This is a genomic window from Marinomonas vaga, assembly GCF_055388305.1.
Genome location: NZ_AP043903.1, coordinates 2,612,457 through 2,625,024, shown reverse-complemented (window position 1 = coordinate 2,625,024; position 12,568 = coordinate 2,612,457). Strand labels below are relative to the sequence as shown.

12 protein-coding genes are annotated in these 12,568 nt (G+C 49.2%); 10 read left to right on the top strand and 2 right to left on the bottom strand.

Going from position 1 to position 12,568, the window contains the following annotated elements:
- Positions 1-101: 101 nt before the first annotated feature.
- Together hutC and ACZ5DR_RS12355 are read right to left on the bottom strand one after the other, a co-directional pair.
- Complete coding sequence (gene hutC, locus ACZ5DR_RS12360) at positions 102-857, bottom strand: histidine utilization repressor (RefSeq protein ID WP_377369766.1); 756 nt, start codon at positions 855-857, stop codon at positions 102-104.
- A 199-nt stretch (positions 858-1,056) separates the two neighbouring features.
- Positions 1,057-1,785 (bottom strand): PIG-L deacetylase family protein, encoded by a 729-nt coding sequence (locus ACZ5DR_RS12355; RefSeq protein ID WP_377369764.1) that lies wholly within the window; start codon positions 1,783-1,785, stop codon positions 1,057-1,059.
- A 143-nt stretch (positions 1,786-1,928) separates the two neighbouring features.
- On the opposite strand from ACZ5DR_RS12355, the gene folE2 reads away from it, so the two are divergent.
- The 10 genes from folE2 to ACZ5DR_RS12305 all read left to right on the top strand — a co-directional run bounded on the left by folE2 (position 1,929) and on the right by ACZ5DR_RS12305 (position 12,545).
- Positions 1,929-2,837: a GTP cyclohydrolase FolE2 gene (gene folE2, locus ACZ5DR_RS12350; protein WP_377369762.1), complete on the top strand. Its 909-nt coding sequence runs from the start codon at positions 1,929-1,931 to the stop codon at positions 2,835-2,837.
- Complete coding sequence (locus ACZ5DR_RS12345; RefSeq protein WP_377369760.1) at positions 2,834-4,195, top strand: dihydroorotase; 1,362 nt, start codon at positions 2,834-2,836, stop codon at positions 4,193-4,195. Before folE2 ends, ACZ5DR_RS12345 begins: the two co-directional genes overlap by 4 nt.
- Positions 4,196-4,298: 103 nt before the next feature.
- Positions 4,299-5,297, top strand: a complete 999-nt coding sequence (locus ACZ5DR_RS12340; RefSeq protein WP_377369758.1) for an ABC transporter substrate-binding protein — start codon at positions 4,299-4,301, stop codon at positions 5,295-5,297.
- Between the two features lie 29 nt (positions 5,298-5,326).
- Positions 5,327-6,352: a FecCD family ABC transporter permease gene (locus tag ACZ5DR_RS12335; protein ID WP_464543922.1), complete on the top strand. Its 1,026-nt coding sequence runs from the start codon at positions 5,327-5,329 to the stop codon at positions 6,350-6,352.
- Positions 6,349-7,104 (top strand): ABC transporter ATP-binding protein, encoded by a 756-nt coding sequence (locus ACZ5DR_RS12330; RefSeq protein WP_377369754.1) that lies wholly within the window; start codon positions 6,349-6,351, stop codon positions 7,102-7,104. Before ACZ5DR_RS12335 ends, ACZ5DR_RS12330 begins: the two co-directional genes overlap by 4 nt.
- An 89-nt stretch (positions 7,105-7,193) precedes the next feature.
- Entirely contained in the window at positions 7,194-7,550 is a 357-nt protein-coding gene (locus ACZ5DR_RS12325; RefSeq protein ID WP_464543610.1) for a pseudoazurin, read from the top strand.
- Positions 7,551-7,732: 182 nt separating this feature from the next.
- Positions 7,733-8,461 (top strand): ATP-binding cassette domain-containing protein, encoded by a 729-nt coding sequence (locus ACZ5DR_RS12320; protein WP_377369750.1) that lies wholly within the window; start codon positions 7,733-7,735, stop codon positions 8,459-8,461.
- The gene (locus tag ACZ5DR_RS12315) at positions 8,458-9,285 is read left to right on the top strand and encodes an ABC transporter ATP-binding protein (protein ID WP_377369748.1); all 828 of its coding nucleotides are present in this window, start codon (positions 8,458-8,460) and stop codon (positions 9,283-9,285) included. Before ACZ5DR_RS12320 ends, ACZ5DR_RS12315 begins: the two co-directional genes overlap by 4 nt.
- A gap of 14 nt (positions 9,286-9,299) precedes the next feature.
- Entirely contained in the window at positions 9,300-10,805 is a 1,506-nt protein-coding gene (locus tag ACZ5DR_RS12310) for an ABC transporter substrate-binding protein (RefSeq protein ID WP_377369746.1), read from the top strand.
- 3 nt (positions 10,806-10,808) lie between these two features.
- Positions 10,809-12,545 carry an ABC transporter permease subunit gene (locus ACZ5DR_RS12305; protein WP_377369744.1) on the top strand — a complete coding sequence of 579 codons (1,737 nt, stop codon included), beginning with the start codon at positions 10,809-10,811 and terminating at the stop codon, positions 12,543-12,545.
- Positions 12,546-12,568: the final 23 nt, after the last annotated feature.

The window sequence follows — 12,568 nt, the reverse complement described above, 5'->3', positions numbered from 1 at the left end:
GATTGGACTTTTAAGTGACAAATAAAAACGCCGTAGTAAAGACTACGGCGTTTTATCAAATAAGCAGACGATCACCCCCCACAAGGATGATCAGATCTCCACTAGCGGCCGAAATGACCGAACAGTTGGAAGCGGGAACCCGGGTGCAACAAACGGGCGGCGGTGACAATGTCGTCACCTGCCCAAGTCCGACGTTTAATTTGCAAACAAGGTTCCGAGGACTCTATAGCTAAGCGCTGGCACTCTTCAGGGGTAGGCAGTACGGCCTCCACCAGATGTTCACCTTCGGTCATAGGAGCAACGCTGGTTAGGTATTCATATGGGGTATGTTTATCGAAATCTTGCTGGGCGTAGTCAGGTGCCAGTTTTGCGTTGACGATGCGCTCTTCGATCTGGATCGGCAGCTCGTTTTCATAGTGCAGTACCACGGATCGAAATATGCTGTGATTGGTTCTCACCCCTAGCATCATGGCTTCTTCTACGGTGGCTTTCGCTGGCTCTAAGATTAATAGCTGAGAGCGATGTTGATGGCCACGGGCGGCGACTTCTTCTGCAATATTGTGAACTTCAAACAGCGCGGAGTGAGATTTTTTCTCCGCCACAAAAGTACCCAGCCCTTGATGACGAACCAGTAATCCTTCTGCCGTTAGTTCACGCAGGGCACGGTTGACTGTCATGCGACTAACAGACAAGGCTTTTACAATCTCTGCCTCTGAGGGCACACGCTGATTAGCTTGCCACTCACCAGAGCGTACTTTTACCGTAATGGCGTGTTTGAGCTTGGCATAGATGGGTTGAGACGTTTCTGGCAAATCATCTAAAAGTTCCGTCAAGGCTGACGACATTACATCTGACACAAAACACTCCATTCCCAAATTAAGCACAATAACGGGTGATCCTTTGAACACCGCCCTTCATCATAGCGTTTTTTGTCTGATTCGATCTAGCAGATTGAGAACACCAATCACCGAATCGAGGCAAATATTCACAAAAAAAGCCGGTTCAATAGGCTTGAACCGGCTTTTTACGCTTTATGAATCTAACCCATACCTTTCACTACAAGGTATCCACCACGGTAGGAGTTAGCTTCATATACCCTTCCGCGTACTGAATAGTTCGCTTAGCCGTAATACCAATATTGCGCTTTGCTTGAACACCACGCTGCAGGGCCACACGCGTGTAATATTCCCAAAGGTGCTCCTGACCTGCCATACACTGAATGGCTTTTAACTTCGTATCCCAAACATCGGTAATATCGAGGAAAGTATTCGGCTCCCAATGGCACTGTTCCGTTTGATGAGGTTCAAAGGCGTAGACAGGTGGTGCACCAAGGATCTGTTCTCCAGGGTTATGCCCCTCTGCCTGAGCAATGATGCGTGCTTCTTGGGCTGCCCGCATGGCCAATGGATGATCAAAATTATAGGGATCTCGCTCTGAGTGGCTTAATACAAACTCTGGCTGCAAACGGCGATAGACATCCACCAGCTTGAACAAAATGTCATCTGAGATGCGCATGGGGTAATCCCCAATATCCCAAAACTCCATATCTGCACCAAGAATCTCCCCTGCGGCACGGGCTTCTTCTTCACGAACGGCTTTGACCTTGTCTAAGGTCATATTAGGCTGGCGCCACAATTTCGCGGACTCTCCTCGCTCCCCATAGGACAAGCAAATCACTTTCACTTGCCAACCTTGTTGCACATGGCTGGCAATGGCACCCCCAGCTCGCCAAACAAAATCTGCGGAATGGGCACTCACAACCAATGCTGTTTTTGGATTGGACATAAACTTCTTAATCCTTAGTCTTTTTATTTATTGAGGTTATGTTATAACATAACAGATAGTATCAAGATCATTGAAAATAGAACCATACCTATCGATTTTTGAGTAAAGCCACCCGTAACCCCGATCAGGATTTACCCCTTGTTATGACCATCCCAACTCCACTACCAGATGTGGCCAGTAACAGCACCACTCACTTGCCTATTGATCAAGTCGGTATGGCTAATATTTCCATCCCGATTCTCCTTGAAATAGACAAACAGACACTTAGCTGTCCCGCCTCTGTTAGCATTCAAGCGAATGTTGTGAACGATCAAAAAGGCTTACACATGTCGCGCATGTACCAATCCCTCCAAGGATTAGTACAGACGCCCCTCACTCCAAGGAATATTAAGACCTGTCTCATTGAAGCTTTGCAGCAACAGCGAGAGGTGGCCTCATCGGATATCCACATGACCCTAGAGTCTAAAGTACTGAGAATTCGACATGCCCTGCATACGGATCAATTTGGCTGGAACTCATATCCAATCCAGCTCACTGCCAACTACAATCCAAGCCAAGGGTTCAAGTTAGAACTGTCCGTGACCATCACCTATTCATCCAGCTGTCCTGCCTCTGCCGCTTTATCAAGATCAGCGTTAAAGGAAGCCTTTCTGGATCAATTCCATTACGCCCCCAACAAATTGGATAAACAGCAGCTTGCCGCTTGGCTTGACCAGCAAGGTACCTTAGCTATTCCCCATAGCCAGAGAAGTCACGCCGTGGTGACGGTTGTGGCAGATCAAGACAATTTAGAAATCGAAGCACTCATAGACCTCTGTGAAACCACCCTTGGTACCCCAGTTCAAACCTATGTAAAGCGTAAAGATGAACAACAGTTCGCCATTAACAATGGCCAAAACCCAATGTTTGTTGAAGATGCCACACGCCGCCTGATGGAAGTTCTAAGCGCCCACGGCTATCAAGGATCTTTAAGTGTGTCCCATTTCGAAAGCCTGCACGGCCACGATGCTGTGGCCCATTCCACTTTTCCTCAGGAGGTTGCCCCAGCATGACAAACATGGATTTACTGATTAAGAATGTCTCCGTTTTTCTCCCTACAGGCCTTACAAACGCCCATATCATTTGTCATAGGGGCAAAATTGTCGCCATCAATACGGAAGTAGAAGACATAACCGCAAAAGAAGTACTGGATGGGCAAGGTAAGGTATTGTTACCCGGTATTATTGATTCCCAAGTGCACTTTCGGGAGCCCGGTCTAGAGCATAAAGAGACCATCGAAGCTGGCACACGGGGAGCAGTATTAGGTGGCGTCACCAGCATCATTGAAATGCCCAATACAGCGCCTCCGACCACCTCAGTTGAGGCGCTACAACAAAAGCTCGCCATCGCCGAGCAAACCGCTTGGTGTCACTATGGGTTCTACGCGGGGGCCAGTGCAGATAACACAGCACTGCTACCGACACTGGAGGCGACCCCTGGATGTGCTGGCATTAAAGTCTTTATGGGGAGCTCCTTTGGCTCACTACTGGTGGACGATGATCAAGTGCTGCGCAACACCCTATCGACCTGTAAACGCCGCATTGCGGTGCATGCAGAAGATGAAGCCCGATTAAAGGAACGCAAACACATAGCCGAGGCCAGTGGCATCGTATTATCCCACCCAGAATGGCGGGATGTGGAAAGCGCCTTAATTGCCACTCAAAAAGTGGTTTCTATCGCCGCAGACACAGGCGCAAAATTACATCTATTGCATATTTCGAGTGCAGAGGAAATGAGCTATCTAAGGGAACAAAAGCGCCGCCTACCCGAACACCAAGTAACGGTAGAGACCTTACCGCAATACCTGCATTTTCACGCCCCCTCCTGCTACATCGAGCGGGGAACCCGAGTACAAATGAATCCCCCCATTCGCGAACGCTATCACCAAGATGCCATATGGGATGCCATCCATGACGGCACAGTGGATGTGATGGCCACAGACCATGCTCCCCATACTCTCCATGAAAAGCAGCAAGCCTACCCTACTTCCCCAAGCGGCATGCCGGGGGTTCAAACCTTGCTGCCCGTACTACTCAATCAAGTCCATCTAGGCAAATTGACTCTAGATAAACTGGTCGACCTAGTATGTGAAGGTCCCTGCCGAGTCTTAGGCATTCAAAACAAGGGCCGCATCCAAGTTGGCTACGACGCAGACTTTGTATTAGTAGACCTAGAAAAACAGCACACCATTGATGACCAGCAGATTGCCTCGCAATCCGGTTGGACGCCCTACCACGGGGATACCGTCACGGGCTGGCCCATTGCCACCGTTATTTCAGGGGAGGTAGTGATGCAAAATGGCCAGTTAATAAAACGGCCACAGGCGATGCCACTTTCTTTCAAGACACAAGATATAAACCTGATCGTGTGATCAGGTTTCACTTTAAAGTGAATGTTTTGATGAGACTTTAAATAAGAATCGTTCTAACATTCGCCTCGATTTTAGGATTATTAAACCTAAGGACAACGGTTAAATGAAACATTTTTTTTCTCTCTCATGGCTTAGCGCCGCATTACTCGTTACCACCAATGTGTCGGCCACTGATTACCCGCTCACCATTGAAAACTGCGGCTATACACACACTTATCAGCAAGCTCCAGCCAGCACGGTGACCATTGGCCAAGCCGCAACAGAAATACTCTACGCCCTAAAGTTGGAAGACAAGGTCAAAGGCACCTCGGTTTGGTTTAACGAAGTCCAGCCTAAATACCAAGACATTAATGCCAACATTCCACGCCTAGCAGATAATGACCCAAGCTTTGAGTCGGTACTAGCGAAACGACCAGAACTCGTCACCGTGCAGTATGAATGGCACGTGGGTCCACAGGGCATTGTTGCCACGCGAGAAATGTTCCACGATGTGAATGTGCCAACCTACATTCTACCGACGGATTGCGACGCTAAGGATAACTCTGTCGGGCTGGATGGTACCCGATTAGATCAGTTCTCTACTGCTTCCTTGTATAAGTCTATTGACCAGTTAGCGGATATTTTTGACGTATCTGAACGAGGTGATGGGTTAGTTGCATCACTTCAAGATCGTGAATCCGACGCCATTGCGCGAGCGAAAGCTGCAGGCAGTCAAGGTAAAACCGCCCTCTATTGGTTTTCCAGTGCTGCCATGGACATAGACCCATACGTTGCTGGGCAAAAAGGCGCAGCAGGCTACCAGATGAAAATCCTAGGCTTAGAAAACATCGTCCAGTCCGATGAAGAATGGCCTACAGTGGGCTGGGAAACCATTGCCAAAGCTAATCCAGATATTCTAGTCCTCGCTGAAATGAACCGCCGCCGTTTCCCCGCTGACGATGTTGAAAAAAAACTTGAGTTTTTGCGCAGCGACCCAGTGACCAAAGAAATGGATGCCGTAAAAAACAACCACATAGTGATTATGGATGCCTTAGAAATGGATGCGACAATTCGCATAATCGATGGGCTCGAAAAACTCACTAAAGGGATTGAACAGCTTTAATCATGCCAGTTCGCTTTATTACCAGGGTGATGTTTCATCACCCTCTGCTGTTTATATCTGTCAGTCTCGCCATGCTGTTGTGCGCGATCACCGCGGGAGTAGTCATAGGTGAAACCAATATCCCTTTCACCACGGTTATCCAAGCAGTGGGCAATGGTATGCTGCAAATGGATTATCCTATCCACCCAATTGATCAAGGCGTGATCTGGAACTATCGCCTGACTCGCACACTTGTAGCAGCTTGCTGTGGTGCTGGTCTTGCCCTAACTGGGTTAGTTTTACAATCTCTGCTACGCAACGCCCTTGCCGATCCTTACCTACTTGGCATATCCGCCGGCGCCTCTACCGGAGCTGTGGTAGTGACCATTGCTGGCGTTGGCATTGGGGTCATCAGCATGTCTCTCGGTGCACTTTTGGGTGCGATTCTGGCGTTTGGCTTCGTGGTTCTGTTATCTCTATTAGCATCACGCCGGCGTATGGGACAGATTTCAACACATATTATTTTGGCAGGTATTGCTGGCTCACAGTTGTTTAACGCCATGACGGCCTTTGTCATCGCCAAGTCTGCAAATGCGGAGCAGGCACGAGGCATTATGTTCTGGCTTTTGGGCAACCTATCAGGTGCTAGGTGGCCTGTAGTCACCCTTGCGTTCCCTGTTTTGATCACCGGTTTTGCCATTGTTATTTGGCACGCTAGAGCGCTAGATGCCTTTCTGTTTGGCACGGATGCGGCTGCTTCCATCGGTATCCCAGTTCGCAGAGTACAAGTGGTGTTAATCTTTTGCACCGCTATGATGACAGCTGTGATGGTCTCTATGGTGGGTGCTATTGGCTTTGTGGGTCTGGTCATTCCCCATGCGGCCCGTTTCTTATTTGGCACCTCACATCTAATATTGGTACCAGCCTGCGCCATCATCGGCGCCCTGTTTATGATTTTCTGTGATATTGGTTCTCGAATTGTTATCCCGGGTCAGGTGCTTCCGATAGGGGTTGTGACCGCATTAATCGGCGCTCCCTGCTTCGCTTTGATTCTTATTCGAGGGCAAAAACAATGAACCTAACGGTGACCAATGCCCATTTCCATGTGGGTAAGAAATCCCTTATTAAGGATGTCTCTTTCCATCTAAAAACGGGTGAACGAGTGGCTTTAATCGGCCCCAACGGCTGTGGTAAGTCTACGCTTTTGCGGTTGATTTGCGGTTTAAACAAACCCAGTTCCGGGGAGATTTTACTGGATGATAAAGCAGTGCACGCCTACCCCAGACGCAGCTTGGCTCAGCGCTTAGCTTATGTACAACAAAAATCCAGCACAGAAGAATTAGTCAAAGCAGAGGATGCCGTCGCCTTAGGCCGAACCCCTTGGATCAGAGCCTTTGAGAGATGGGGCGACAACCACCAAGCCCATGTTGATAAAGCCCTCAAACAAGTAGGAATGCGCCATAAGCGCTCCCAGTATTGGCACACTTTATCTGGCGGAGAGCAACAACGCTTGCACATTGCCAGAGCTTTGGCCCAGAGCACACCTTTTATCGTCATGGATGAACCCACTAACCATTTGGACATTAAACAGCAGTTGGTGGTTTTAGGCTTGATTGAGCACATCGAGCGAACCCTATTAGTGGCGGTCCATGATCTGAACCACGCCATGCGCTTTGATCGTATTATTGCCATGAAAGAAGGCTGCCTCGTTGCTCAAGGCACACCGGATGAGCTCATCAGCGAAGCCTTTATCCAAGATGTATTCGAAGTGCGATCTCGAATTATCCGCTCCGAGGGGCATCCACCTCATATTCAATTATTGTCTTAAATAGGTTAAAAAATATGCGGAACCTTTTTACAGCCCTACTACTTATGTTTGCTATAAACAGCCTTCAGGCCGCTCATTACGAGGTTCAGATGGTGAATCGTAATGCCCTAGGTGCCATGTCGTACGAGCCCAGCTATTTAAACATCCAGCCGGGGGACACGGTAAAGTTCATACGTACGGCCCCTGGACACAATGCTGCCGCCATCGTCAGTATGTGGCCAGCGGATGCCAAGCAATACCGTGGCAATATCAACGAAGAAATTGAAATGACCTTTGATAAAGCTGGTATTTACGGTATCGAGTGTACGCCTCATATGGCCATGGGAATGGTCATGGTGATTCAAGTGGGTAAAAAGGATTTACCTGCCATCCAAGCCCCAAAGTCACTTCCCTCAAGGGCCAAACAACGCATTCAGACAATTAAGACTCATTACAGTCAACAGTAACCTCCTTCACTTGGCCGCCAGAGGCGGCCTCTCTTCTCTTTTTTAAATCCATATTTATTTCTTAGATTTGCGTTATTAGGTCTTCTGCCACTTGGTAAAAAGTGATAAATTTCGCCGTTACATTATAACATATCAAAACGGCTGCATTTCCTGTGATACCTGCGCTCTTAGCGGTCCAAGGTTTGACCATTTCATCCCAAGAAAAAAACCTGTTTCAAGACATCTCTTTTTCCGCTCATGCGGGAGAATTGATTGCCATTATGGGGCCTTCTGGCATTGGTAAATCCATGCTCACACGGGCCATTGCAGGCTTTTTACCCAGCGCTTTAACGGCTCAAGGAAGTATTCGCATCAATGGCTCAGAAGTGGCCAATGTACCTTTGATTCAACGGGCAGCTAGCCAGCGCCCAGCGTTTATATTCCAAGATGCCCTGCAAGCACTTAACCCATTAGTCAGTGTAGGAGGCCAACTGACACTGGCACTTACATCTAGCCGGACCCGTCCTAATAAAGCTCAAAAACAAACCATTGTGTCTCTTTTAGAACAACTAGGGTTTGAATCACCAAAGGACACTCTAGGTAAGCTTCCCAGTGAGCTGTCAGGGGGGCAACGGCAGCGTATTTGTATCGCCGTTGGACTCCTCAGCAGCACCAACCTACTTGTGGCAGATGAACCCACTAGCGCATTAGACCCTATTACAGAGCGAGAGATTTTGCGTTTGCTCAGCCAAAGCGTGAAAGATAACCAACTAGCTGGACTGCTCATCACCCATGATCTTCATACCGCCTTGGAGTGTGACAAGTTACTGCTGATAGACGATGGACAGATGCTGGCATTTGGGCCGCCAAAAGAAGCACTGGCGGGTAGTACCCATCAGTTTTGCTGTTCACTAAGGGATCTCATTTCATGAAGGTACCTAATACACTCATGCTCGACGGTAAAGGAATTCAGTTCGATGACGTCTGCGTTTCTTTTTACAATCGCCCAAAATGGCTTGGTGGCAAAGAGTACAAAGCCCTAGATAAGATTACCCTCAACTTTGGGCAAAACAGCCTAGCGGTTGTTGGTCCTTCCGGAGCAGGCAAATCCACTTTGATCGACCTACTCTTTGGCTCGAAGAAACCCTCCAGTGGACGTGTCACCGCATTTGGTCAGACTTTGCCGTTAACGTCTAAGTGTCATCAACGGGCCATTTGCCGAGCCATGAGCTTGGTTCCCCAAGAACCTCATACCAGCTTGAATCCATTTTATAGTGTCCGCCAGATCTTAGCAGAGCCCCTTAACAATATGGGGATCGGCGGCGACCATGAGAGCCTCATCCATGGTGCCCTAGAAGATGTTGGGCTTTCCCAAACACTGCTCGACTTTAATGCTGGGCAGCTATCCACGGGCCAAGCCCAGCGGGTGGCCATAGCGCGGGCATTAGTGCTTGAGCCACAAATTCTTGTAGCAGATGAGCCCACCAGCAGCCTTGACCCAGTCAGTCGTCAACGACTCATCGACCTGCTCAATTCACTAAAAGAACGCCGCAATATGAAGCTATTGCTAGTGACTCATGACCTTACCGCAGCACAAGCCTTATGCGATGAAATGCTGGTACTCAGTCACGGCAAAGTCATTGAACACAATCAAACAACCAAGGTCATGCAGCAACCGAGTCATACCACAACTCAGGCACTGATTGCTGCGCAACCTTGCTTATCTCTCAAACATCACCCCCTACCAACCATTTAACGAAGGATCAATTCATGGGCACCACTTATAAACTAGCGTTTGCTATGGCTCTAGCATTGCCTCTTGCGGGCTGCTTTGACTCACCAGAAACCGCTGAAGAAACCAGCAGCACAGCCGCGGGCAAAAGCTCCCAAATTCGGGTTGCAATGATGCAGCCTCCGCGCACAGGGCTGTCACCCTTGTCAGATGATGCGTTTAAGCTGTCTCGTTGGAGCACTGCCGAGACTTTAGTCAACCTCTCCCCGGAATCGGAAGCACTGCCAATGCTGGCGACAGCCTGGGAACAAGTAGAGCCCTTGGTCTGGCACTTCACCATTCGTGAAGGCGTAAGCTTCCACAATGGCGCACCATTAACAGCAAAAGATGTGGTGAACTCACTGCAAGCAGCCATTGATGCCGCTCCTAAGCCTCGCATTTTAGATGGCATCGACCTTGAAGTCAGAGCATTAGGTGACTATCAAGTGGAAGTCAAAACCCAATTCGTTGACCCCCTATTACCAAGTCGTTTGTCCAGTCCGCAACTGGCGATCTTGGCTCCCAGCGCCTATCAGGAAGACGGCCGAGTAGTACCAATCAGTGCCGGTACGGGTCCCTTTGAACTGCTAGAAATCAATGGCACCACAAGCGCCAAATTAGAGCGAAACGACAATTACTGGGGTGAAAAAGCCAAAATTGAAACCATTCTTGCTGAATACGTACCAGATGGTTTTGCCCGAGCAGCGGCTTTAAAAACAGGGACAGCAGACGTGGTAGAAGCCGTGCCCGTGGCTCAAATCGCCACCATAGATCCAGCATTGCTAACAGAAGTAGCCATGCCCCGTACCAACACCCTATACCTAAACAGCCAATCTGGCGTATTTGATGACATTAAGATGCGCAAAACCGCTGCGGCAGCCATTGATCGTGAGCAGATCGTGAATACCGTTTACGAAGGCCATGCGGACATTGCAGAGGGTTTATTAGGACCTGCCCTCGCCTGGGCTGCGCCTATCCGACCTGAGCGTCCTCAACTGACAGAGGGCTTAAAAGCGAATGGAGAATCCATTGTCATTGGCACCTTCACCGACCGAGCCGAGTTACCCGAAGTGGCAGCACTCCTCAAGCAACAGCTGGAAGCCGTTGGGTTTGCCGTAGAGTTGGATATTCGTGAGTACGCACAAATCGAAAATGATGCCCTTGCAGGTAAGTTTGATGCCTTTATCTTGTCCCGCGCCACGGTATTGGATTCAGGGGATCCAGTTGCTTATATGATGAGTGACTTCAGCTGTGCTGGCTCGTTTAACATTGGTCAGTATTGCTCAGAACAAGTAGACCAAGCTCTAAAACACGCGGACCTACAACCGCTTGGTGCGCCACGTAATCAAGCCATTATTGCAGCGGAACAAGCGATTTTGAATGACTATGCAGCCATCCCTATGCTGCATGAGCGAGTGATCCAAGGGGAAACTAGCCGTGTTTCCAACGTGGTACGTGACCCAAGTGAACGTCGTTTGATTAACCAATTTACGGAAATTAATTAACCGATGCGTTCTGTAGAAGCCCTATTTCCAGCCATGTCTGCGCTAACCCCTTGGCTATCTCGCATCGCAGCACTTGTGATTGTGGTGATTATCCTAGGTCTCATGCCAGATATCGCGGGCATTGACCCCAGCCAGACCATTTTGCGTGCTCGGGCAGGTCAATCACAACTGATGACACCTGAAGCCTTGGCAGCGGTGCGAGCAGATCTCCAGCTGGATCGCACTGCCAGCGAGCGTTTATGGGACTGGGCCAGCCATGCATTACAGGGAGATCTTGGGCGATCCTGGATCGATAACTCCCCTGTGGCAGAAGGGCTTCTACACGCTATGTCCACTTCTTTGCTGTTAATGTCTAGCACCCTAGCGCTTACCTTTGTGCTATGTGGTTTGGCCGTTTTGCAGCGTATGTTGGTGTGGCGCAAGGGATCTAACACCGCTAACCATAACAGTCTAAGCACTGTACTCATTTCATTACCTGAGTACGTGGTCGCAACCGTCTTAATACTGGTCTTTGCGGTGTGGTTCGGCTGGTTTCCGCCCTACGGATGGCAGGGCTTGGAAAACATCTGGCTGCCAAGCCTTGCCCTTGCCCTACCGGCTACAGGTCTCTTCAGTCGATTACTTGGGGACAGTTTAAGACGCGTCCTCAAAGAGCCTTGGGTCATTACCTGGCTAAGCGCCAACGTCGCGCCAAGCTTGATCATTCGAGGGGCACTTAAGAAAGCCATCAGCAGTTTGATCCCACAAATCACCATGATCATTATCGGCCTCACCGGAGGGGCCGTGGCAGTAGAGCAGATCTTTTCGATCCCAGGGGTGGGTCGTCTGATTTTAGGGGCGACCAAGGCTCAGGATTTGCCTATGCTCCAAGGGGGCTTGCTCATTCTGCTAACGATTTCTATTGCTATCAGTTGTACCGGACTTTTCATTCAGCAACTTATTTTGGGAAAAAGCTTAAAAGCAGGAAAGCTTATCAGCAGCCCTTCCAGCTTTCGCTTCACCCAAAGTAAAATCAAGCGCAACACAGGAATAGGAATACTCGTTTGCCTGATTGGAATCGTGATCTGGTCAACGTTTCGTGACCCTTACCTGTCCCAGTTTTCGCGTTTGGCCGCACCTAGCCTAGCAGCGCCCATTGGTGGCGACGGACTCGGTCGCGATTTATTAGCCCGTTTAGGGGCTGGTATGATCTCGACCTTCCAGGCGGGGATCTTAGCAACAGCACTAAGTTTGCTTGTGGGGCTAGTAATGGGCTTTTTCGCACGCTATACCCAAGGCTTTATTGAAGTCACTAAAGCCATTCCCTATATCATTGCCGGTCTATTGATCGCTGGACTCTTTGGCATGACCCCTTATAGTGCTTTGATCGCCATTGTATTGGTCTCTTGGGCGCCACTAGCAGCCCATTGTTCTAGCTTAATCATGGAAGCCAAAGCGCAACCCTATACACACCTAGCCCCAGTTTGGGGGGCCAGCCAATGGAGAGTCTTACGCCATTACCTATTGCCATACATACTACCGCCCTTACTGCGCCATGCATTGCTGCGTTTGCCTGTCACGACCCTGAGCTTGACGGCATTAAGCTTTATCGGACTAGGCGCTAAGCCACCCGCGCCTGAATGGGGGCTTATGATTGCCGAAAACTTACCTTACATTGAACGGGCTCCCCAAGGCGTACTTAGCCCTATCTTTGGTCTGGTTCTCTTTGGTGTCGCTATCAATCTGCTATTCGATGATTAACCAAAAATAAAGCCCACTCTGGG

Bases quoted from the DNA above. Each gene is read 5' to 3' on its own strand.
- ACZ5DR_RS12355 (WP_377369764.1), bottom strand. From the start codon at position 1,785: ATGTCCAATCCAAAAACAGCATTGGTTGTGAGTGCCCATTCCGCAGAT.
- folE2 (WP_377369762.1), top strand. From the start codon at position 1,929: ATGACCATCCCAACTCCACTACCAGATGTGGCCAGTAACAGCACCACT.
- ACZ5DR_RS12345 (WP_377369760.1), top strand. From the start codon at position 2,834: ATGACAAACATGGATTTACTGATTAAGAATGTCTCCGTTTTTCTCCCT.
- ACZ5DR_RS12340 (WP_377369758.1), top strand. From the start codon at position 4,299: ATGAAACATTTTTTTTCTCTCTCATGGCTTAGCGCCGCATTACTCGTT.
- ACZ5DR_RS12335 (WP_464543922.1), top strand. From the start codon at position 5,327: ATGTTTCATCACCCTCTGCTGTTTATATCTGTCAGTCTCGCCATGCTG.
- ACZ5DR_RS12330 (WP_377369754.1), top strand. From the start codon at position 6,349: ATGAACCTAACGGTGACCAATGCCCATTTCCATGTGGGTAAGAAATCC.
- ACZ5DR_RS12325 (WP_464543610.1), top strand. From the start codon at position 7,194: ATGGTGAATCGTAATGCCCTAGGTGCCATGTCGTACGAGCCCAGCTAT.
- ACZ5DR_RS12315 (WP_377369748.1), top strand. From the start codon at position 8,458: ATGAAGGTACCTAATACACTCATGCTCGACGGTAAAGGAATTCAGTTC.
- ACZ5DR_RS12310 (WP_377369746.1), top strand. From the start codon at position 9,300: ATGGGCACCACTTATAAACTAGCGTTTGCTATGGCTCTAGCATTGCCT.
- ACZ5DR_RS12305 (WP_377369744.1), top strand. From the start codon at position 10,809: ATGCGTTCTGTAGAAGCCCTATTTCCAGCCATGTCTGCGCTAACCCCT.